The organism is Zavarzinella sp. (assembly GCA_041399155.1).
Classification (GTDB): domain Bacteria; phylum Planctomycetota; class Planctomycetia; order Gemmatales; family Gemmataceae; genus JAWKTI01.
Genome location: JAWKTI010000002.1, coordinates 191,187 through 213,782, shown reverse-complemented (window position 1 = coordinate 213,782; position 22,596 = coordinate 191,187). Strand labels below are relative to the sequence as shown.

General features: G+C 49.2%; 18 protein-coding genes and 1 other RNA gene. 8 read left to right on the top strand and 11 right to left on the bottom strand.

Annotated features, from left to right (window positions below; translation table 11 throughout):
- Nucleotides 1-27: 27 nt before the first annotated feature.
- Nucleotides 28-1,350 (bottom strand): hypothetical protein, encoded by a 1,323-nt coding sequence (locus R3B84_10995; GenBank protein ID MEZ6141086.1) that lies wholly within the window; start codon nt 1,348-1,350, stop codon nt 28-30.
- 290 nt (nt 1,351-1,640) lie between these two features.
- On the opposite strand from R3B84_10995, the gene R3B84_10990 reads away from it, so the two are divergent.
- A complete protein-coding gene (locus R3B84_10990; protein ID MEZ6141085.1) occupies nt 1,641-2,231 on the top strand; it encodes a macro domain-containing protein in 591 nt (196 codons plus the stop codon).
- A 535-nt stretch (nt 2,232-2,766) separates the two neighbouring features.
- On the opposite strand, the gene acs is transcribed toward R3B84_10990, so the two are convergent.
- The gene (acs, locus tag R3B84_10985; protein MEZ6141084.1) at nt 2,767-4,722 is read right to left on the bottom strand and encodes an acetate--CoA ligase; all 1,956 of its coding nucleotides are present in this window, start codon (nt 4,720-4,722) and stop codon (nt 2,767-2,769) included.
- A gap of 161 nt (nt 4,723-4,883) precedes the next feature.
- Between acs and R3B84_10980 the strand changes: the two genes are divergently transcribed.
- The 4 genes from R3B84_10980 (at nt 4,884) to R3B84_10965 (ending at nt 11,379) form a co-directional block, all read left to right on the top strand.
- Nucleotides 4,884-6,839: an ATP-dependent DNA helicase gene (locus R3B84_10980; protein MEZ6141083.1), complete on the top strand. Its 1,956-nt coding sequence runs from the start codon at nt 4,884-4,886 to the stop codon at nt 6,837-6,839.
- Between the two features lie 209 nt (nt 6,840-7,048).
- Nucleotides 7,049-9,631: a hypothetical protein gene (locus R3B84_10975; protein ID MEZ6141082.1), complete on the top strand. Its 2,583-nt coding sequence runs from the start codon at nt 7,049-7,051 to the stop codon at nt 9,629-9,631.
- Nucleotides 9,632-9,645: 14 nt separating this feature from the next.
- Nucleotides 9,646-10,743, top strand: coding sequence for a hypothetical protein (locus R3B84_10970; protein MEZ6141081.1), 1,098 nt, complete (start codon nt 9,646-9,648; stop codon nt 10,741-10,743).
- 198 nt (nt 10,744-10,941) lie between these two features.
- On the top strand, nt 10,942-11,379 hold the full coding sequence (locus R3B84_10965) for a universal stress protein (GenBank protein MEZ6141080.1): 438 nt from the start codon (nt 10,942-10,944) through the stop codon (nt 11,377-11,379).
- 21 nt (nt 11,380-11,400) lie between these two features.
- Here R3B84_10965 and R3B84_10960 read toward each other — a convergent pair whose 3' ends face one another.
- Entirely contained in the window at nt 11,401-11,835 is a 435-nt protein-coding gene (locus R3B84_10960) for a TIGR03067 domain-containing protein (GenBank protein MEZ6141079.1), read from the bottom strand.
- Between the two features lie 240 nt (nt 11,836-12,075).
- Here R3B84_10960 and R3B84_10955 point away from each other — a divergent pair, with 240 nt between their 5' ends.
- Both R3B84_10955 and R3B84_10950 read left to right on the top strand, forming a co-directional pair.
- Nucleotides 12,076-13,014, top strand: coding sequence for a hypothetical protein (locus tag R3B84_10955; GenBank protein MEZ6141078.1), 939 nt, complete (start codon nt 12,076-12,078; stop codon nt 13,012-13,014).
- 94 nt (nt 13,015-13,108) lie between these two features.
- Complete coding sequence (locus R3B84_10950) at nt 13,109-13,978, top strand: NAD(P)H-hydrate dehydratase (protein MEZ6141077.1); 870 nt, start codon at nt 13,109-13,111, stop codon at nt 13,976-13,978.
- A gap of 8 nt (nt 13,979-13,986) precedes the next feature.
- Here the strand turns inward: R3B84_10950 and R3B84_10945 are convergent, their stop codons facing one another.
- Together R3B84_10945 and R3B84_10940 are read right to left on the bottom strand one after the other, a co-directional pair.
- A complete protein-coding gene (locus R3B84_10945) occupies nt 13,987-15,477 on the bottom strand; it encodes a hypothetical protein (protein MEZ6141076.1) in 1,491 nt (496 codons plus the stop codon).
- Nucleotides 15,474-16,304: a sugar phosphate isomerase/epimerase family protein gene (locus R3B84_10940; protein MEZ6141075.1), complete on the bottom strand. Its 831-nt coding sequence runs from the start codon at nt 16,302-16,304 to the stop codon at nt 15,474-15,476. The genes R3B84_10945 and R3B84_10940 overlap by 4 nt, the downstream gene beginning before the upstream one ends.
- A gap of 219 nt (nt 16,305-16,523) precedes the next feature.
- Here R3B84_10940 and ssrA point away from each other — a divergent pair.
- Nucleotides 16,524-16,919: a transfer-messenger RNA gene (gene ssrA, locus R3B84_10935) on the top strand.
- Here ssrA and R3B84_10930 read toward each other — a convergent pair.
- From R3B84_10930 to R3B84_10905, 6 genes are all read right to left on the bottom strand, one after another.
- Nucleotides 16,870-18,216 carry a site-specific integrase gene (locus R3B84_10930; protein ID MEZ6141074.1) on the bottom strand — a complete coding sequence of 449 codons (1,347 nt, stop codon included), beginning with the start codon at nt 18,214-18,216 and terminating at the stop codon, nt 16,870-16,872. The two genes, ssrA and R3B84_10930, sit on opposite strands and share 50 nt — an antisense overlap.
- A 94-nt stretch (nt 18,217-18,310) precedes the next feature.
- Nucleotides 18,311-18,754, bottom strand: a complete 444-nt coding sequence (locus R3B84_10925) for a hypothetical protein (GenBank protein MEZ6141073.1) — start codon at nt 18,752-18,754, stop codon at nt 18,311-18,313.
- Nucleotides 18,726-20,063 (bottom strand): AAA family ATPase, encoded by a 1,338-nt coding sequence (locus R3B84_10920; protein ID MEZ6141072.1) that lies wholly within the window; start codon nt 20,061-20,063, stop codon nt 18,726-18,728. The genes R3B84_10925 and R3B84_10920 overlap by 29 nt, the downstream gene beginning before the upstream one ends.
- A complete protein-coding gene (locus R3B84_10915; protein MEZ6141071.1) occupies nt 20,060-20,422 on the bottom strand; it encodes a hypothetical protein in 363 nt (120 codons plus the stop codon). The genes R3B84_10920 and R3B84_10915 overlap by 4 nt, the downstream gene beginning before the upstream one ends.
- 68 nt (nt 20,423-20,490) lie before the next feature.
- On the bottom strand, nt 20,491-20,712 hold the full coding sequence (locus R3B84_10910; GenBank protein MEZ6141070.1) for a helix-turn-helix domain-containing protein: 222 nt from the start codon (nt 20,710-20,712) through the stop codon (nt 20,491-20,493).
- 299 nt (nt 20,713-21,011) lie between these two features.
- Nucleotides 21,012-22,568 carry a hypothetical protein gene (locus R3B84_10905; protein MEZ6141069.1) on the bottom strand — a complete coding sequence of 519 codons (1,557 nt, stop codon included), beginning with the start codon at nt 22,566-22,568 and terminating at the stop codon, nt 21,012-21,014.
- Nucleotides 22,569-22,596 lie beyond the last annotated feature (28 nt).

The following is a 22,596-nucleotide window of genomic DNA, read 5'->3' as shown; positions in this document are numbered from 1 at the left end:
TTTGGTTACTGCAATGAGTCTAACCCCTTACGGGACAACGGGTTGGGTCCAGGCGGTTTCCATGTCGCCTTTCTCATAAGGTCGTGGGTGGGCCTTTGTCGATACAATTTTTGCCCGCACGTACAGTTCGTTGCCAGTAAATTGATAAACTGCTTTCGAACCCTTGGAAGTTTGTAGCACCTTGCCCACGTTGGCATCGTAGCGATTGGTCACATTCAGTTGTTTCCCTTCAGAATCCAGCACTGGTGTAGCGGTTAGCGGGGTGTTTTTCATAGTGCCGATGAAGTCGATGCGATATTCGATTCCCGCTTCGGCTGCCACTTCCACCACCAGTTCTTTCGGTGTTTTGCTGACATCTTTCAATGTCACCCCGGATGATGCATAAAAATCGCCTGCATTCATTGCACGGACAATCGATTCGGCAGTCAGATGCCGCGCTTTGACCATGACCCAGCCGCGGCCCGGGTTCGATTCCGTCATTGCATATTTGTGGTAGCGGTGGGCATCATCGGTACCTACACCATAAACCAGAGGCAGATTCAGTTTACCTAGCCGCAACGCCAGAATAATATCCCAGATCTGTTCGGTGCTGGCGTGGGTCGCATCGCCGTAGTTCCGCACCGAAGGGTGGCCGTTGAATACTTCAAAAAACTTCAGTTCTTCCACCACGGCCATCTGTTCTGCCTGTACTGCCCAGCCAAAGTTGGGGTGGTTCAGGAAGGTAAACATCGGCCAGCCGGATTTCTGCTGTTGATCACCCACCGCACGTAGATTCATTCGAATGGTTTCTGCCACCGTCATTTCATTTTGTGGCTTGATGACATCCCGCAGATTGATCCCGTTCATGTGGATCGGAGCCCGCAGGCAGGATGCAGAGATTTCCTCTGCCGGAATCATTAAAAATTTGCCAGATTCTTCCACCAGCGAACGAAATTCGCGTAATGGTTTTAATCGAACTTCGTCCCCAGTTTTCCCTTTTCGCACCTCCACCCAGTTGGGGCCAAAGCGGTTCAGGTATTTGTCCATTGCAACGGTGTGGTTTCGTGTACCACTTTTCACGGGAATCCAGCGATCGCCTTCCGCAATCACGTTGTGGTCGGTCAGTGCCAGAAAATCATACTTTTCTGTCTTGTACCAGTCGGCAATCATTTCCGGGAAATCATCCCCATCACTCCACAAAGAGTGGGTGTGCAGGTTCCCTTTCCAGTAACGAACTTCGTCCGGCACGATCTGTTTCACAACTTCTTTGGAAGGGTCTTTCGGTGTGGGCTGATCCCCAGCCGTTGCCAGCCAGATAAACACACCCACCGAAATCAGTGCTGCCAGCCCACCACGCAGACTTTTCTTCATCTTTGCTTGTCCTTTTTCAATGAATGGTGACAGTTTACCGGATCGGTGGGCAAAACGCGAAGCCGGAATTGTGAAGATTTCATGGCTGACACGCTGCCACCGATGAAAACAATTGCAGTATGCTTCGCTGTACCTTTAAGCTGGTAAGTTGAACTTAACCGAGACCGCCATTGAACATACACTGAAGTTGTTGGCTAAAAGTGGCTCAAGTGTGCGATTGGAGCAGGAATCGCTTTGTATCCAGTCCGCGATTTTACTCAATCGCGAACTCCATTTGGCGAGGGCATGCGATGGCTGATGACCTGAGTATCGTGTTGACCGCCGTTGATCAGCCGCTCGCAGCTGCGTGGCAGCGATGGTGTGGCGACTTGCGGTGCGTTGAAGTCCACCATGGGTCGATCTTCGACGTGGCTTGCGACGCGGTGGTCAGCCCGGCCAACAGCTTCGGGTTTATGGACGGCGGCATCGATAGGTTGTACTCCGAGTTCTTCGGGCCTGCTACGCAGGACCAGGTGCAGGCGTGTATCCGAAACTGCCACGGCGGCGAACTTCTAGTTGGGCAGGCCGAAATCGTCCCGACCGCACACACCTATATTCCGTACCTGATCACCGCTCCGACGATGAGGGTGCCGACTACCCTTGGCCGGTCTGTTCACCCTTACCTGTCGACGCGGGCGGTTCTGTTACTCGTCCTGAAGGGCCGGTTCTCGTGCGGTGAGTTGGCCGGCCAGCCCGTCGCCGAGAGGGTCCGTCGAGTCGCGTTTCCGGGGCTGGGTACAGGTGTCGGCCGGGTCCCGCCGGTAGTGTGTGCCAAGCAGGTGCGGGCGGCGATCGAGGACTTCGTGCTAGGCCGGTTCGAATTCCCCGACTCAGCGATCTAGGCCCGCAAGCGGCACGACCGACTCGCTGGAGAGTGAAGGAACGCCGAACAATCCGAGACCGCACAGCATTTAGCTATTTCGAGACACGTAGCTAACCAATCCCTTCATCCAGCTCATCCACTTCCGCGATTGAACATATACTAAAGGCGGCATTTACGTGCGGCGTAAGTGAGCGATTGGAGCAGGAATCGCTTTGTATCCACTCCGCGACTCTGCTCAATCGCCGACCCCTGGTTGGCCTAAAACGAATGGTTTAATTAACTTCAATCGTGTGGAAGAACCTCTAGATACCAGACGGCTCAGCAGTAGAGGTTTCTGCCAAGATCAGTTCCATCATTGGATGTATTCGATGAACATTGGGATACACCGGGCATGGGTGACATTCAAATCACTAATGCTTTCTGGACTGCACCGTTGCATCTACTTAACCCAGTCACGAAACTTGTCCAAGTTCATCGCCATGATCTTCCAGCCAATCTGCGTCAATCAATTTGTGTACAAAGATTGGGAAATTGAATCATCATGCGACATTCGTTTACTCTTCATCTTCGCGTAATTTTGCCAGCACCGACAGGTCTTCCAGTGTGGAAGTATCCTGACTTGTGGTGCGGCCTGCTGCAATATCCCGCAGCAGTCGACGCATGATTTTACCCGATCTGGTTTTTGGCAGGGCCTTCGCAAAGCGGATTTCATCGGGCCGGGCCAATGCCCCGATTTCTTTTGCCACGTGGTCGCGAAGTTCTTTCTTCAACTCGTCCGTCTCTTCCAGTTCGCCTTTCAGTGTAACAAAACAGCAAATCGCCTCGCCTTTCAGATCATCGGGACGTCCCACAACGGCAGCTTCTGCGACTTTGGGGTGGCCCACCAGGGCACTTTCCACTTCCATTGTGCTCAAACGGTGGCCAGAAACGTTCAACACATCATCCACACGGCCCATCACCCAGAAATAGCCGTCTTCGTCGCACCGTGAACCATCAGCGGTAAAGTAAGCGCCGGGGATCTGCGACCAGTATTGTTGTTGGTACCGTTCATCATCGTTGAAGATTGTACGCATCATGGAAGGCCACGGATGCTTGACTACCAGAAAACCACCTTCGTTAGCGGCGACACGGTGCCCCTGTTTATCCACCACTTCCGCCAGAATCCCCGGAAACGGCCTGGTAGCACTTCCCGGTTTGGTGGGTATCGCACCTGGCAGTGGCGATAGCATGATGGCACCCGTTTCTGTCTGCCACCAGGTATCGACGATGGGACAGCGTTCTTTCCCGATCACCGTGTGGTACCACATCCAGGCTTCCGGATTGATCGGTTCCCCCACCGAACCTAGCAGGCGCAGCGAGCTCAGATCGTGGGCATCGGGGTGCTGATTGCCCCACTTGATGAAGGCACGAATCGCTGTGGGTGCGGTATAGAAAACGCTGACACCATATTTTTCAATGATCGACCAGAACCGATCCTGTTTCGGTGCGTCCGGTGCCCCTTCGTAAATGACGGTGGTGCAACCATTTGCTAGCGGACCATACACAATGTAGCTGTGGCCGGTAATCCAGCCGATATCAGCGGTGCACCAGTAGATGTCTTCATCTTTGATGTCAAACACCCAGCGGTGGGTCAACGATGCCCCCAGCAGATATCCACCGGTAGAGTGGACAATCCCTTTTGGTTTGCCTGTCGAACCGGAGGTATAGAGAATAAACAGGGGATGTTCACTGTCTAGTGGGGTGGCTTCACAGACCACTGAAGCCTCACTCATTAATTCGTGGTACCAGAGATCCCGACCGGGTTTCATTTCAATGGCATGTCCGGTGCGGTTCAGCACGATGCATTTCTGCACGCTGGGCGATTTTTCCAGTGCAACATCCACATTCTGTTTCAGTGGGACAATTTTGCCACGTCGCCAACTGCCATCCGCGGTAATCACCAGCTTCGATTGGGCATCGTTATTGCGGTCTGCCACCGAATCTGCCGAAAAGCCACCAAATACCACCGAGTGGGTGGCACCAATGCGGGCACAGGCCAGCATGGCGACCACTGCTTCCGGCACCATTGGCATGTAGATCGTAACGCGATCTCCGGCCACAATACCAATATTTTTCAGGCAGTTGGCAAACTGGCACACTTCGCGGTGCAGTTGCTGGTAGGTCAGGGTGCGGGTATCGCCCGGTTCCCCTTCCCAGATAATGGCGGCTTTATTCTTGCGGGAACAATGCAAATGGCGGTCGAGGCAATTGTAGCTGGCGTTTATTTTCCCGCCCACAAACCACTTTGCGTGGGGCAATTGCCAGTCCATGGCGGTGTGCCAATTTTCGAACCAATGGAGGTTTTCTGCCTGGTTTTCCCAGAACGCCACAGGGTCTGCGGCGGCTTTGGCTGCCACTTCTTCATAGGCTTCCATACTGCCAAAATAGGCCGTTTCCGCAAACTCCGGCGGTGGGGGGAAAGTTCTGGATTCGCGCAGAACACTGGTGATATTTTTGCTTGGAGAGGTCATTTTGTTGTCCACAAATCAATTCAAAACTTACCAAAAGCCTATGCAAAATCGGTTCAGTCTCAATAGTTGCAGGCGTCATTCTTCCTTGTCTGGCCCCCACCTGGGCAGTCAGATCTGCTACTGGCATAGCATTTCCGCCCAACCACCCCATAATAGGGGATATGTCAGTAGCAGAAATCCTGGGCCCCAGTGGGCGAATCGCCCAGCAATTACCCGAATTCGAATCCCGACCCCAACAAATGCAGATGGCCGAAGCTGTGGCCAGTGCGTTACAGGACGACCATTCCCTGGTGGTGGAAGCAGGTACCGGCGTGGGGAAATCGTTTGCCTATCTGGTGCCCGCAATTCAGGCGATTCTCGCCAACGAAAATTTTCGCGTTGTCATCGCCACCAATACTATTCAGTTGCAGGAACAATTAATCCAGAAAGATATCCCCTTTCTGCAGGATGTGTTCGAAGAGGATTTTCGGCCGTTACTGGTGAAAGGTCGCAGTAACTACTTAAGCCGCAGGCGTTTGCGCGTGGCGGTCACCTCGCGGAAACAGTTGCTTTTTCAGGAAGATGCCCAGTTACAATTGCTGCAACTGGCGCCTTGGGCCCGTGCAACCAAAGATGGTAGTAAAAGCGACCTGCCTGGCCTGCCCTCCCCAGCGATCTGGCACTTAGTGGAGAGCGATTCTTCCAACTGTCTGGGGCGGGAATGTGCCGATTACAACAAGTGTTTTTACTTCAACGCCCGCCGTGGGATTCAGAATGCCCGCCTGTTAATTGTGAACCACGCCCTGTTCTTTACCGATCTGGCGGTGCGTAGTTCCGGCGAAGCAAGTATATTGCCAAATTATGATGCAGTAATATTCGATGAGGCCCACCTGGTGGAAGACGTGGCTGCCTCCCACCTGGGGATGGATCTGCACGAAGTGGGCGTCGAAATGCTGCTCAATCGACTGCATTCCACCCGCACCCAACGTGGGCTGTTGCATATTTATGGCGATGAACAAGACCTGTTTTTGCTGCAGGCCACCCGCCAGCACGCGGACCAGTTTTTTCATTCGATCCGCACCTGGTACGATGCGCAGGGCAATTTTAACGGTCGCGTGCGTCAGGCGGGGATCGTTGTGGACACCTTTTCCGAAGAATTAAGCAAACTGATCACCCGCCTGCAGGCAATCAGCAGTGAAATCAAGGTCAAGGACGAGCAAATTGAGCTGGAAAGCGTCATCACGCGGTGTACCACCTTGCGGGATTCGATTCGCTGGTGGCTGAATCAAACCGATCCAGAACAGGTTTACTGGATTGAAAAACAGGTGATGAAGAACAATCGCATTCAATTGTGTGCCGCACCGGCGGATGTCAGTTCTGCTCTCAAAGAAAAATTATACTCCCGCGTGAAAAAAGTGATTTTCACCAGTGCCACCCTTAGTTCCGGTGGGAAAGGGGGCTTTACCCACTTTCGCAAACGGTTGGGAGTTCCAAAAGGGAAAGAACTGGCTTTGGGCAGCCCATTCGATTACGAAAAACAGGCAGAAATGCACCTTTTTCGGAATATGCCCGATCCTGGCTCGTATTCCTCGGCTTACGAACAGAAAGTCATTGAACTGATCCCCAAATTTGTGGAACGCACGCAGGGAAACGCGTTTGTGCTGTTTACCAGCTACCAGTTTATGGTGCGTGCCACCAAACAGTTGCGGGACTGGTGTGTATTGAACCAATACGCATTGTTGACTCAGGGTGAACAACTTTCAGCACCCAAATTGCTGGAAGAGTTCCGCAAAACCCCACGTGCCGTGCTTTTTGGTGTGGATACCTTCTGGCAAGGGGTGGATGTTAAAGGTGATCAGCTTCAGAATGTGATGATCACCAAACTGCCCTTTCTGGTGCCGGATCGCCCACTGACAGAAGCTCGGTTGGAGGCGATTGAAGCCGCCGGTGGCAAACCATTCTTCGATTATCAGATTCCGATGGCGGTCATTAAATTGAAGCAAGGCGTCGGGCGACTGATCCGCACCAGCACCGATCGTGGGCTGATTGTGCTGTTCGACCCACGTGTTCTGACCAAAGGTTACGGCAGCACCTTCCTGAATGCGATGCCCGCCTGCAAGCGGATCGTGCACGAGTAGAATTTGCCTGAAGTTTTTTTGCAAGCCTATAATAATCAAACAATAATACCTGCGATTTAGAAAATGAGTTCGAGAATCATGCCAACGCGAATTGAACTGCAATAGGGGCAGATTGTTGAATTCGCATCGATTCAATAATGAGTTTTTTATCATAATTTAATCGGTTTGATCTTCAATGTGATGATCCATCTGCTTCGGAGTACACGTTCATGGCAAATCAACGCAACCTGCAGTTTTCCTGGGCGATTTATTGCAGATTAGTATTTTGCATTCTTGCATTCTTCGCAAAACCCGGAGAAATTATCGCACTATGCGGCTTGTATGAAGGCGCAATCGTACCGATTGAACGTGTGAAGGATCCCACTGCAGCGAAAGCTCTTCGGCAACAAATAGACGAGCTTAATCGGATTTCAAATTCAAACAACATCTGTATAGTGTGCCACCTTTATGGCGGTGGGGGACCGCGCAACGATTACGGAAATGCCGCAAACGTGCTGCTTTCCATCAAAGATCGTGAAGCTTTTTCCCGTTCACGTAAAGCAGGAAACGTTCTATGGGAAATTCCAGCGAATCCTCTGCTTCCGAACTCGCCGACTTTTGGAGAGTTGTTCCAGCAAGGCAGACTTCCTGCGATCGGGTTCGGAATCCAGGCACCTCAGCCCCGCTTAGAATCCGAACTTGCCCCCATACCACTTTCGGTTCAGGTGGCCCGGCAGCTTGTCAAAGAAACAGAGTCGAAATCTCCTTGGGAAATAATGCAATTAAGCAGAACCGAAGCAATTACTACTGAAGTTGCCGCAGAACTTGCCAGATTTCGTGGTGAAATGCTGATTCTAGGGATCAAGTCACTATCGCCTGAACTAGCGAAAGTACTCTCTGGCAGTAAGGTGGCATCCATCTGGCTTCACTCGGTGACTTCTGTTTCTCCTGAAGCGGCAAGCACTATTGCCAATTTCCCCGGAGAATTGGTAATGACCGGACTCTCTGAACTCGAATCTGTGCCGTTGGCGCAAAAACTTGTTTCGCGCAAATCAGCACTTTCTTTCCCGTACCTCTATTCGATGTCATCAGAAATTGCAGATGTATTGGCGAGAAACACGAAAGGGCTCACACTCAGCGCTATCACGAAGATTCCCGTCGAAGTTCAGGACAAACTGGCAGAGACTTCAAGCATCCTGTACATGCCTAATCTGGCCTCGCTTGACTCGATGGCTCTGGCAAAGGTATTGATCCAGGGATCACGAGTGTTTCTTCCCAATCTTCGGCAAATCACTGTCGAACAGGCCAGACTGTTCAGCAATATCAAGAGCTCTGGCCTTTATTTGGGTGGCATATATCTACCTGCCAGCGCAGTTACTCCAATAGTAGTATCTGCGATCACACAGAACCCTGTTCGTGTCCGGGTAACATTGGTCGGCACACAGCAACTCCCTGCCGAGAGCTTGGAAGGATTTTTACGGGGTGGTAATTTTGTAACCTTGCGTGATGTATCCTCACTCACACAGGAGCAGATTCGCGTTCTTTCCAAGTTGGTGCAAGAAAAACGGGACGCGCTTAGCATGATTGGGATTATCTCTTTGCCCAGGCTGAAGAATCTGGATTCCCCTGCCGTTGCTTTAGCACTTGGTACGGCGAGTAATTCGTTTCCAAATGTGACTTCAATCTCCAGGGACGCTGCAGATGCATTAGGAAAGCTTCCAGAAGCTACCAGGAAAAATCGTGATGGGATGCTCGAATTCGCTCCATCCGGTGTTCTGTCTTTTCCAGTTCTCGAAGAACTCAGCCCCGAAACGGCTCTACTACTGACCCAACGCAAGTGGCAAAGTATCTCATTTCCTGCGTTACAAGATTACTCCGTGGAAATGATCAAATCAATTACCCGACAAAGTAGAGATGTTACTCTTGGTCTGACCAGCATTCCTGAAGAGTTGGTGGAAGCGTTTGATAATTCGGAAGATAACGTAACACGGCAATTCTCCTTTCCTAACCTGATCGATCTCTCGCCGAAATCTGCGCGAACTCTGGTCAGCCGACTCAATAAGGAAATCAAAATATTAAACCAATACGTCCGCTTGTCAAACACTCCCAACTTAAAATTTGGTGGCGATTATTTTGCAGTAGGTGTCACTTTGCCAACACTGAAGCCTGAAGTGGCTCTGGAACTTGCAAAATATCATGGGACCATTTATTTCTTTGGGCTGGGAGAACTTCCTGATCAATCTGCTGAAGCCTTCTCAACATTTCAAGGGCGTTATCTTTTCCTTGCAGGTCCAGGGGTAAGAAGATTAACTAAACAGGCGGCCGGGTCTCTGGCAAAGTTAGAAATAAATTTACAGATCGAACTGCGGGAGCTGGATTCAGTGCCACTCGCTGAAAAATTTGCACGGCAAATATCCTGGACGTTGCAAAATCTGGAATTCGTTTCCAAAGATTCCGTTACAACACTGATCAAATACAAACAGTTTTTCAATTTGCGACAGATTGTTGAGCTGGATTCTCCTGAATTGGCAGGCCGTTTGTTGCAGAATACTTATGGACCTACTCTCCCGGCAGCCACTCGACTTTCACCTGAAGCAGCAGCAGTCGTCGCTAAAAGTAACTACTCGGTGCTGCTTGGTCTGGAATATCTTGATTCCGCAGAAGTTGCGCGCTCACTGACACAAGTAAGCAAAGGCGTCAATTTACCACGTCTCCGTGCTGCGTCTCCAGAGGTAATCGCGATCCTGAAAAGTTCGAAATCAATCAAAGTTGAAAATATTGACTCCCTCTATCTTCTCTCACTAGCAAACTGATTGGATAAATAATAATGTTCTGTTTTATTTCTCAGACTGTCATTTGTTCGGTTTCCATCTGGGTGGCACAGTTTACCACTATTGAGCTTAACCAATCATTGACAAAACCCACTAATGAAGAGAAAATCCAGAATCTGATTGAGTTGCTTGGTCATCCTGCTTTCAAGGTGCGGGAGCAGGCAAGCCGTGATCTGGAAACTTTCGGAATTGAAGCAAAACCTGCACTCATCCGAGCAATTCTCGAAAATAAAGATGCTGAAATTCAGGTTCGTTGTCAGGCACTGTTACCCAGAATCGAGTTAAATTTTTGCTGGAGCAGGGCGAAAGTTGCACTGGGTGGTTCTGCTGCACGGAATGCGTTTGATACTTTGTACGACGCAGAAGTCGAATTGTGGACAGCATTTGTCTATGACTCCGACAACTTCGATGAACTTTATCGTAACCGAGTTCAGGATTTGATCAATGGTCCTCCAAACATACGTCAACAAAGCAGCTCACAATTTTCCCGTGGAATATGCAGATACAAAGTGACCGAAGAATCTCTGATTACCTTCATGATTCTTGGCACGCAGTGTCAGTCGAAGATTTCTCCAGAAACACTCCGTTCTGCCACGGTACTCTTTATCAAAAAATGGGGTCGAAGTTACGCAGCTGCAAAAGATACACCTGCCATTCTTCGGAAGTCATATGTTGCCTGGTCTGAGAACATTGCCCCTTTGCCGATCGAATATGAAGGGGATAAAAAACTCGAACTTGCCCGAGCAACCCTGCTAGCTGCAAAAGTGTCAGTTCTTGAAAAGCAGGATGCACTGCTCACGGTTGCGAAGGCAAAAGACAAAAAGGACGATACGCTGATTGCTGCCTTATTAAATGATGATACTATCTGTGACACCATTTTTAAAAAGGGAATCAAAACGCAGGTTCAGCTACGAGATATCGCACTTGCAGCAACAATCTACCGCGCAGGTAAAGACCCGGTTCTATTTGGTTTCAACAATCTGAAAATGGATTCCAAACGATTATTCCTGCCTTCCTCTCTCGGATTTTCAACGGATATGGAGCGGACTGCTGCATTTCGGGCCTGGTCTGAAGCAACTAATTCTCAACCCTGATACCGAGACCCTCGCCGCAATTACGGATCGGCGGTAATTACCCCGCACTTAAGCGGATTGTGGAGGAGCACATCTTTTCATAACCAATATTATATATAGCAATTAAATTATACAATATCCCCCAATCTGATTTCTTCTTGCGTCTCACCTTGGTTTCCTGGAAAATGGTTGCACACTAAGACTTCGGTGGGAGACAACATGGCTATTCAATGGGAAAAAATTCTGGTTGCGACAGACCTCAGCAAAGAATCAAACAATTCGGTGGATTATGCCCACAATCTTGCAGAAACGCTTGGGGCAGAGCTGCACGTGCTGCATGTGGTTGAAGACATTTCGCAAATGGCTCAGCAGTATGGAGTTACGGGTGTGATCGAGCCCGGTCAACCACAAAGTGCCTATGATCAATGGTTGGCTGGTTTGCTGGGAGAAACCGGAAAAATTCGCCGTGTTGAAGTGGTGCGTTTAGGTGACGACCCCGTGGATGTGATCACCAATTACGCCAAGTCAAATGAGATCAGCCTGATCGTGATTGCGACCCACGGTCGCACGGGGCTGAGAGAGATCATCATGGGCAGTGTGGCACAGGGTGTGGTAAAGTATGCCCCCTGCCCAGTCCTGGTCATTCGGGCGAGTTAAGCCGCCCTTAGAAAATGAAGATCATTTCATTTTCTTTCTTGTGAGCACCACGTGGATGATGCCGGCTTCCGTGGGCTGATCCAATGAAGTAGGACGGTTACCCGGAGTCAAACTGATCACTATGGTCATTTTGTCCTCTTTGATCTGCAGGATCCCTTCCAGCTTCATGTCGCCTTCTTTACCTTCATTCAAAGGAACAAAATCTACCACAATCGGGTCGGTGTCAGGATCTACCGATGAAAATTTCAGGCGGGCTGTTCCCTGTGTGAAAAACTTTTTCTCCTTAATTTCCACATCACCATCTTCAGCTTGAACGGTGGTTTTTTCTCCATTCAAATAGACGGACTCTACTTTCCATTCACCGTCGATATTTTTGAAAAACTTTTCAGTTTTGGAGGCGGGCTTCTCTGCAATCAATGAGAAATTCAGTGCCATCAATAATGCGATCTGAAACATACTTCACCTGTGAAATAGAAATGCCATTGTCCAGAATAGCACGTTCTGAAGAGAATGGTAAGTGACATTGCAAACAACCACAGGTCTTCTGCAGAGGCAGCACATAACCAAACTATAGCGGGCCGTAGCACTCTGCGATTAATGGCCTGAAGAGCACACGATTTTTCTGCTTGGTTTTTTGTTTCGATCGTAATTCTAACAATTAGAATATTTTGAAACCACCGTTCTACAGGCCCTGCGATGAATCGCGAATTTGATTCCCCCTGGAAAGAGACGCTGGAAAATTATCTGCCGGATATTTTCGAGATCCTGTTCCCAGAAGCGCACGCTACGTTTGACTGGTCCCAAGGGTACGATTCGTTAAACAGCGAATTGCCCACCTTGCTGCCGGATTCTGAATCTGGATTGTTACGTGCCGATGGACTCTATCAGTTGGCAGATTCCGATGAAACCGGTGGTATTTCGTGGGTATTTGTGCATTTCGAAGTTCAGGCCCAGCAGGACGCCCAGTTTCCAAGACGAATGTTTGACTATTTCAAACGGATTCAGGATAAATACGGTGATCAGGTCAGCAGTTATGCAATCCTCGCAGATAATAATCCCAATTGGCGTCCGAGTAGTTACCAGTATCGCAACCGCAGAACTCGCAGCACATTTGAATACGATTCAGTCAAACTGCTCGACTATGCCCACCGACTGGATGATTTAACGACGCACCGCAGCCCGGTGGGACTGGTTGTTGCCGCCAGCATTCGCAGTCTGTTGACGCACGGCAACGCAGAACTTCGCTTTGCCGATAAATGCCGACTGATTCGGCAATTGTTTGAGCGAAAATTAGCTGATGACGAAGTTTGGAATATTATGCGTTTGCTCGATTGGCTGCTAAAATTACCAGATGAATTGCGTGAAGAGTTTAATGAACTTCGAATTGAATTATTTCAGGAGTATCAAATGCCATTCGTAACTTCATTTGAAGAAATTGCCCAGGAAAAAGGCATGAAAGAAGGTATCAAACTAGGCGAAGAGCGGGGCACGAATTTTGGACGAAGAATCGGCCAAATTCAGGCCTTTGAGGAAGTTCTTAGCTTACCGATCACTCCCGCAGAAGAATTGCTGGCGAAACCCCTTGATGAGCTGGATCGGATGATCAGCGAACTGAAAACGAAAGTCATCCGTTAATGTCGTACATCGCCAATCCGGTAAGACTAAAACCCTCAGCCCTTTAATACCATTCAGCCGTTCCGCTAACTGCCCAACCAATGAAGATTTTTTCATGATTACAGAAATTTTTACGTTGCCTGCCTTACCACCACGGCCGGAAGATGGTCACAAAGGCAATTTTGGTAAAGTGTTGGTAGTGGCAGGTTCACTCGGCATGTCCGGTGCGGCATGCCTCACCGCAACTGCCGCACTTCGCTGTGGTGCGGGACTGGTACAGGTGGCAGTTCCAGAACAAATCCTGCCCATCGTTGCCAGTTTCAATCCCTGTTATACCACTATTCCGTTGCCACAGGATGAACAGGGACGGATTTCTCTGGATGCGATTGAAACCGTCATGCAGTTTGCCAATTCAGCCACCACGATAGTGCTGGGGCCTGGGATCGGTAGATCGACCGCCCTGGAACAATTCGTTTTGCGGTGCTACCAGGAAATTTCCATTCCCATGGTGCTGGATGCAGATGGGTTGAATTCTTTGGTACACGTGTCTACGGAACAGCTTACGAAGCGCACCGCACCCGCAGTGTGGACACCCCACCCGGGAGAATTTCGGCGACTGACGCAACACATTGTCCCACAAGAGGTTACGTCGCGAATTGCCCAGGCGAACTGGTACGCACAACAAGTCGAACAGACGATTGTTCTGAAAGGCAGTGGCACGGTGGTCAGCAACGGCAAGGCATGCTATGTGAATCGCACGGGCAATCCTGGAATGGCGACTGGTGGCAGTGGGGATGTACTTGCCGGGATGATTGCTGGTTTGCTGGCGATTGGTTTAGATGATTTTGCCGCAGCCCGCCTGGGTGTATGGTTACACGGCACCGCCGGTGATTTTGCCGCAGACGAACTGGGACAGAATTCGCTGATTGCCAGCGATTTGTTGAATTATCTCCCACGTGCGTTCAAGAAGTATTCAGAAGGCTAATTGCAATATCATAATATTGCGATGTTACGATCGAGCACATCCAGTGCGGCCTGACATGTTTCCAGAATAACCGTGCGATTCCTTTCCTGTTGAAAACGACCGTATGTCTTTACCCATTCAATGGTTGCGTTGATTTCGCTGATACACGATTCTGTGGCCGGTTTGGAAATAGGCAAGCCCTGCTCCCCAACCTGCACCCTGCACGGTGCTGTGTGAGCAATCAGGGATTTTTCCCGCATGGAAGGGTCGATGATTCGAGCTGCATACCACCCGGACTGGTGCTGCTCCAGCTGAAAATCGACCTTGGTAAGTGGTTCGCTAATGATTGCCTTGTGGATCACTTTCCCCTGGTGCAGCCATTCCAAAGTCCCACCCGGCGTGGGGGAATGTACTGTCGCACCGAAATGTAACACGGTGCTAGCTTCCAGATGCAACTGGCTGGAGAATGGTTGTCCATTGATGTTGGCCTGCAGGATCGGTCCACGCGTAATAACTGCTTGTCCTGTAAGGATTTGCTGCGTCCAGGTGCGGTGAGAAAATTCAGGCAGTTTCGGCGTCAGCGTGCGAAAACTTCCCACTGCGGTGCGGTTGGAATCTTTCCCACTGCTGCCCACAATGGGTAAATTGATGCCCGCGTTCAGCAGGCGATACCAGTGGGGCAATAAAGATACCTGCCGAGGTTGCTCATCAAATTCTAATGCATCAATTTTCCCCAGCACAGCCAAAGCAAGTGCTTCCCCACCTGGAAGGCCTTTTTCGGCCCGATACGCATCCACCCAGACAGCCATCCCGTGCTTGCGGTGGCACTGATCCCGCCAGTCGCTCAGCGTCCAGTCGTCCGTATCTTCCAGGTAACCAAACGACAACGGATGCACCTGCCGGTGGCAGTAAAGCAGACCCAGGCGACCCCGCATCGTGTGGGTATTCAGCGTGTTGACAACCACCTGGCAATTTTCGTGCGAGTGAGCGATTGCCTGTCCGCTGAAAGATTCGGTATTGACTGCTGTCTCATACAAATGCCCATCCGGGGAAGGAAAATCGGCGGGAGTGATCAGCAGGTGCACCAGATCCAGTCCCACCGCAGCGCCTTCCAAGGCAGCATAACCAGGTGAAACAAAATGAGCACGCGCATCGACCTGACAATATTCGTCTGAAACTGGCAATGGTTCAGGCAAAGTCAGCCGAATTGTCATTTGGCCGGGTGCAATCACCATTTCCTGTTGTAACACGGGTGCGTGAGGACCACGATTGCAGGAAATTTGCAGGTTTTCTTCCACGGGCAGAAGTATTTCGAACGAACCATCGTTGACAAACCAGCGTTTGCCATGTTCAAACAAAACCCCACCCACCAGTTCTGCACGTCCAGTGGGAAACCGTGTTGTGCGGGAAAGTGGAAAATATTCTCGCTGTTGTGAATCGAGAATATTCACCCAGCATGGTGCGGGCTTGTTGGTTCTGGGGTCGTTCAATCGGACATGAATTGTCCGTAAATGGGTCACTGGTGGCTTCCCCCGGCCTGTTCCACAATTTTGCGGAATGCAGCCACGGCTTTCGGAAACAATTCTGGTCCGGTCATGCCACCGGTTGGTCCCCCACCTAACAGGTGAGGTTCCATCGTCGCAAAACCGCTGTAACCCATTGCCACTGCTTCACTTACGATGCGTGGAAACTGTCCTTCCCCTTCACCAGGGATACTGCCGTGTGGGGCACCTGTTGCCCAGTCTTTCACGTGAAAATGAGCCATGTGTGCCTTGCTTGCCTCCCACCCGGCAATTGGATCGTACCCACAGAACACAAAATTGGCGGGGTCGAAGGCCGCTTTGAAGTGCGGGCTTTGGATATTGGCATACAAATCAGCCAGTCGTTCTGGCGAATCGCCATAAATTCGGTGCTCATTTTCATGAAATAACTGCACATTGTGCTTGGCCGCCACCGCCACATGGTCGTTCAGACGATCAAACACCGCACTGCGCCAAGGTTCCCAGTTGCCGTCGAAGTTGTCTGGTGGGTAATAACTGAAAATGCGTATGTTCCGAGTATTAAAGACTTTACAGAGCTCGATCGCCCGCAAAAACTTTGCCTGATGTGGCTCAAACGGGTCGTCGATTTTGATTTTGCCGATTGGAGACCCAATCGCACTGATGCCAATGCCATGATCGTCGAGAACTTTCTTGAATTCGGCAATCTGCTGATCGCTGAGTGCCAGCACGTTGGTGGAGTAAATGGAACGAAATTCGATGTAACGGATCGCACAGGTTTTCAGTACCTGAATCTGTTCCAGTGGGTTGGGCGAAATTTCGTCGGCAAAAGCACTTAGCGTAAACATGGCAACTCCGTGGTAACCCGTTGTAAAAAGTTATTGTCGCAATATCCGGCATGAGATCAATGGATCTGGCAGAATCCCCATGGTGAAGTGCAGCCAAAAATTAGATTTGCCCACCAGAGTAGAATCTTTTTGGTAGAATGACGATCTACTGTAGTGGGGTCAGAAGAGCCAGCGCAGGCTGAGGACAATGTATCCCACTTGGCGGGTTGTTTAGTGAAAGGGGGCGATTTGGATTCGACCGGGTAATTTGAAGGATAGATGGCGTGTCGTGGTTGATCAGTTGGCCACGTAAAAAGCTGATCGCATAACAACTGCTAACCCGCAGTTTTCTCTGGCAGCGTAATAAACCGCTGTCCCATCCGAAATGCTTTCGCCTGGAAGGCAGTTCGATGGTCGTTAAACCAGGCTCGTTTGGATCCAGAACTTTATAGCAATATAAGGTGACTCGGTGGCGGAACTGAACTAAATAAACTGACCGATAGCGATGCGGCGATCCTGGCACTGGGAGCAAAGCGAAGCAAAAGGAACGCAAGTTCACTAAAATGGTGCCTACACACGTAGAAGTTTATCTGGAAGTACCACGGGACGCGGGTTCGATTCCCGCCGCCTCCATATGTTGGAAGACAATGTAATTGTCACAACTTGCAGGATGTTGCATATCTTCTTGATTCGCAACACTTTGCGTCAAATCGATAGTCTCGTTGCAACTCATTGCATCTGGTTGCTGTGCCGCTTTTTGTGCCACTGGTGTGCCGGATTCTGTGCCGCTTTTTGCCTTGGGTTGCCATACCAACGCTTGATCAAATGCCACATCTGTAGGATCCACGTAGTGACGCAGGGCAACACTTGGTGTATTCCCCAACCATTTCGTAACAATGGCCAGTGGGAAACTCTGGGCCAGATCGGATTCGCAGCTTGCCCGTAATGAGTGGAACATTCTTGGCCAAGGTTCCACATGTGCTCTACGGATGATTTTCTCAAAGGTTGTTCTTAAATTTGCATTTGCCCACCCCCGTGGTCCTTGGGCACGCTTTAACCACTGTTCTGGAAAAACGTACACACTCCCTTCAATCGCCTGATCGAAAGCTTCTTCCAGGTACGGGCGCAACAATGGAAATAATGGAATCACACGATGAGTTTTCCCAAGGTGTTCCGTTTTGGGTGATGGTACATTCAATCGCCCGCGTTCCCAGTCCACATCGCCCCATGTCAGCGAAAACGCTTCCGATGGCACTCGCACACCGGCATAACGGGCTAAAGCTACTAACAGTTTCCAGTGAACCGACGGACAGTGTTCAATAACTTGTTGAATTTGATCCAGTGAAACGTAGGCGCGGCGTTCCGATTGATCACCACTTCTTTGTCGAACATGTGTCCAAGGGTTGACGGTGATATGTGCCAGTCGCACTGCATCTTCTAGCATTTGTCTTGAATGCCCCAACCTTTTCGAAATGGTCGTGGGCCTTAATCCCCGATTCTGCATCGTGGCTCGGAATTTCTCACCATCGGCATGGGTCAAACTTGCAATCGCTCTGTTGCCGAATAATTTGGTTAATTCGGTAGCGGTTTGTCCCCATGCGACCATTGAAGCAATTTTGTGTCCCGCTGCTTTCTTGTTGTCCTGCCACTGATTCAAAAAATCAGCCACAGTCATGGTTTGTACCGGTTCGATCAGTTCTGCACGTGCAAGTCGGTCCTTAAGTTGCTCGCCCGCATTTGCAAGCCAGGCCGCAGTTTCCCGCGGTACTGGTTGCCCGCTCATTTTACTTGCGAGAAGATTTTCCACATGTCGAACGATTGCTTCGGCATTCTTTTTGTCGCATTTGCCCAGCCGAATTGTTTTCCGGCTTCCATCGGGTGCCACGAATAAAATTCGCTTCCGCCCATTTGTATCATTTCCAATCGTTGCCATAATCTTCACGTCCTTTCACGAAATATCGAATTGTTACTATAACTGCTTGCTGAAAGTTTTCAGAATGTCAGTTTGTTTGTAAATTGCAGTAAAATTATTTTCCTGACCCAGTGTACGCAGTTCGCTTCAGTAGTATCGCGTCGAGCAATAACTTTAATAGGTCTGGATCACGACAAGGATGGGTTAAAAAAATTTTCCAGTTCTGCTCTCCTTCCAACAAATGCAGATGAGTCGACAACTGAATACGGGGCCACCCTATTTTTCGCCCTTCGTCATCAAGTGCTCGCACCAGCCTTTCCTGAGCTTGTTTCATCATCGCAATGAGGGTAAACATCTGCTGGTGCTCGGGGTGAACCGTTTGGGCATTTGTCAACCATTTCACCAATTCAGACTTCATTTCTCTGACGCGCTCAATTGTACTCGGTGGTACTTTACTTGCTGGGTCTAGGATTAGGTTTCCACTCTGGTGTGACACTTTCACACCCAATTTGGCAATTTCATTGAGTAGTTCAAATACAGATGGTGTCATTTTGTCCATTTGCAGTGGTTCCTGTATTGCTGTCAGCTTTCAAAGGTAATTCATCGAAGATTGTCAGATCGTTTGGAATTTGGCCATCTTCGATCAAATTGCCCAAAAATTCAGTGTTTTCTGCAGGTTTTTCCGGAAGATGGCCACATTGTTCCGCTACTGGCAATCTTTGGTCAGGTACCTGGCAATCTTCGGCATTGTGGTCACCTTCGATCGGTAATTCCCATTGCCAATTACCTGTGTACCCGTGCTTGCGGGAAATAATCTGAAGCTCAATTTTTGCACGTTGAATGGTTTTTTCTGAAAAGCCAGCAGTTGTCGCTTTTTCAATAACATCCGTACTATCCATGGGACCATTGGCCAAAATAGTTTTCAGCCATTCAATAGCTTCGTTCCTTTTGTGAGATTTTCGGCCACGGTCGGAACTAATTGAGAGCATGGCATCATTGGCATAGAATCCTTCGAGAGGTTCCAGTTCCCATTCAACCCGTGCGGGGTTGCCATCAATCGTGAACGCTAGGCCGGGGGCCAATGCTCCAATATTACTCTTGCCCGATAGAAACAGTCGCCTTCGCTTGTTTTCCTGATCGGCCAAGAGATGAAAAACAGATCGGACGATTCCGGTATAGGCACGTGACCCAAGAACATTGTCGTCTGCATTGAGGCTGACAGATTTTGGGGGATGGGCAACTAATAAGACTGCTACTCCACGTTCAGCCGCAATGTCGGCTAGCGGAGTCAAGACAGAACGCACTTGGTTGTCTCGGTGCGAGTCTACATTACCGCCCATATAATTTCCGATTGGATCAATCACTACCAATTTGCATTCGGGGTACTCGTCGAGTGCGTCACGGATCAATTCCACGTTGGAAAGATCGAAGGCAATGGTGGCTTCTTTGCCATCCTCTTCAATCACCTTAGCCGCCTTCAAAACATAGATACGATTCACATCAGCTTCTATTGCAATCAGCCTGGGTAAGATGGTGTCCGAAATGCCATCTTCGCCCGCGATGAGCAATACATCGCCTAATGGGGCACGGTCTTCGCTGCAAGGCCATTTCCAACCACGTGAAATTCGTGCGGCCATGTCGCAGGTCAAGAATGATTTCCCAAGTCCGGGCATTCCCGCCAATAGAGAGAGCTTGCCAATTGCTAACCGTCCTGGCCATAACCAACGAATCTCTTCGGGTTCAACATCAGCCATGCGAATAAGTACAGGTTTTAGCCTTACTTTTTCCTTGGCCGAGTTAACCGTTCCTTTTTTGGCTTTAGGTTTCTTGACGACAAGTTCGCGGGCCTCATCCATAATGTCACTCATTGGCGATCCTCCAAACGGGCTACTGCCAATGCCACTGGTCGAACTACTTCGCGGGCTTTCTTTTGAATAATCGATTCAAAAATTTGGGCCACGCTGCCAGGGTCATCCTGACAAGTCATTCTCAGTAATGCGAGAGTGTTGTTAACATTTTCTACCCGATGCTTGGCACATCGGTCGTAAAGCTCTTGATGCTCTCGTTCAGCTATTTCGATTTCTTCGGGGTCACCTGAGATCTGTGCCAGCTTTAGTCGTTCGGATGCCTTCTCAATTTCAGTCAGCAATTCCAATCGTTCTTCGCTGAACCGCGTTCCCCAAGGCGGTAGTTCAGGCTTTTCCTGCATGTCAAAATTTGGTATCATAACAATTCTTGTGTTTGATTGCGAAGCCCCCGAGATCTGACCCACGGGGGCTTCTTTGTTTCATGGATTTAAAGCGTTTCGTTGCAGGTGGCTTGCTGTGCCAGCCAATCTTTCAGCTGATCTGCTGGAAATAGGGTGATTTTTCGTTTGTCGTTGCCGATCCGTACGCACGGAATCCTGCCTTGTTTGACCCATGTCCATAAGGTTCGTTCGCTGATACCCAGCATTCGGGCCGCCTCCCGCGGTCGAAGGGCTAATTTGTTCGTTTCTGTCTGATTTGAATTAATCATTTTCTTTTGCCCATAAGTTCGGACCACAAATTGCAGCCCCATACCTATGTCACAGTGTTCAGGATTTTTTTGCTGAACACTTGGCTGACTGCACGTAACTGCCTTGAAAAACAGACACTTGCGCTGAAATGAAAAATTCTGACGTGTTCAGATACTTAACTGAACGCTGAACGGCCTTTATAGACGAAAAATTAGCTGATATTGAGTGCTCGATCACTTGTAGCACTATCCTTGTTTGCCGATGAGGTGTTTAGAAATGAAACGCCTGAAGTGTTCAAGAGTTTATACAGTACGATCAATTAAATCTCTTCCGGATCAAAATTAAGCTGACTAAATCGAGGTTCCCTTTCCAACTGCATAAAAAATCTTTTAATTTGGCCATTTAGACATTTTATTTTGTATCCTTTGTACCCTACGTTTGGCTTTTGTTCAAAATGCTTTTTGAAAAATGCCGTAGCAGAACCTGCGGATACTCCAGCTAATTCAGCTAATTTTCTGCAACCTATCGGTTCATGGTTCATACAACCTCCTTCGCTGTACTCGTGATGCAAAGTCAGAGCAGCTAGCAATAGGGACTCAGTTGATGATTCACCATTTTTTTTCAATTTTCGCTTAGAATTTGACGTTTGCGGATGCACTTCCAAGTGATTATTGAGGATCTGATTTAGTTTCTTATGATGTTTTGGGGGTCGTGGTATCCGAAGTTGGACTTCAAGCATTGACCTTTCTTTTGGTGATAATCTTACATCATCAGGGCCAGCGAGCAGGTGTTCGATAAATTGAGTTTCGATAGCGTTTCTAAGATGCAGGATTGCGTCTTTGAATCGTTTCATCGACTCTTCCTCTTCCGCTGGCTTGATCGTTGATGTGATTTCTGTAGTTCCACCAATGATTCTAAATAAAACCGAGGCTGAATCGGCTAGCACTGTTCGATGCTGTATCGCTGCATCGGGCCAGCCTGTAACGGGTGCTATGTCGTTTGCTCTCATTAAACACTGCAAATTCCAGAAGGCTTTATATCGCAAATCGAGCCATTCTTTTTGGGAATCGAAATCACTAGCGGCAATCGACTCAAGTGCTTGAAAAGTTTCATCAGCCATCTCGACGAACTGATCCAGGCTTGCTCGTCGCAGATACCTTTCCAGTTCTTGCCGGATCCGAGTATTTTCAGAGTTATGAAAATCGTCCAGATAGCTTGGTGGACAAGAATAGAAGTTAGCGATAATTCGATTCTGATGACTTATTGGGATTTCCTCGGGTCCGTTGTAAGCCATTGGGTCGTTATTTTCGTCCGATGGCCACCCAATCACCTTTTCGGTGTGTGACAAGCGGTCCCTTACGAGCTCTCGCTCTGTTTTGGACATGCCTTTCCAAAGTTGAGCTAATCCCCACTTGAGCAACTGAAACCCAGATTCTCGCATTTGCTGTTGCCCTTTCCAATATCCAAAACCTGAAAGATCAATTGCGGCCAGGGCCAACTTATACAGGGCAAGCCTTACAACCCGATCATGGACTGTGTTAATGAATCTTTGCTTGTAGCTATCCCATTGTGGACCTCCATCAGTTTCACCATTGCGAAATTCGAGCGGTCCGATAGCACCCAAGGACAGCTTCAATCGCTGAGTTTCTTCCCGAATTCGCCTAGTATATTTCTCTTTTTCAAATATCCATTCAAATTTTGGAGATACCAATTCTTCATAATTTTGTGGCATGTTTTCCGCAGTATCTTCAACATCAAAGATGCCCTCAGGTATACCCGCGATTGTTTCGGCGAGTTCTACAGCGGCACGGAAAATGGTTGGTAGGTCGAAATGCGCAAATGCACCAGTGGGCATTGGCCTAGTATTCTCGTTCATTCCATCACCTTTCAAGTACGGACCGAAC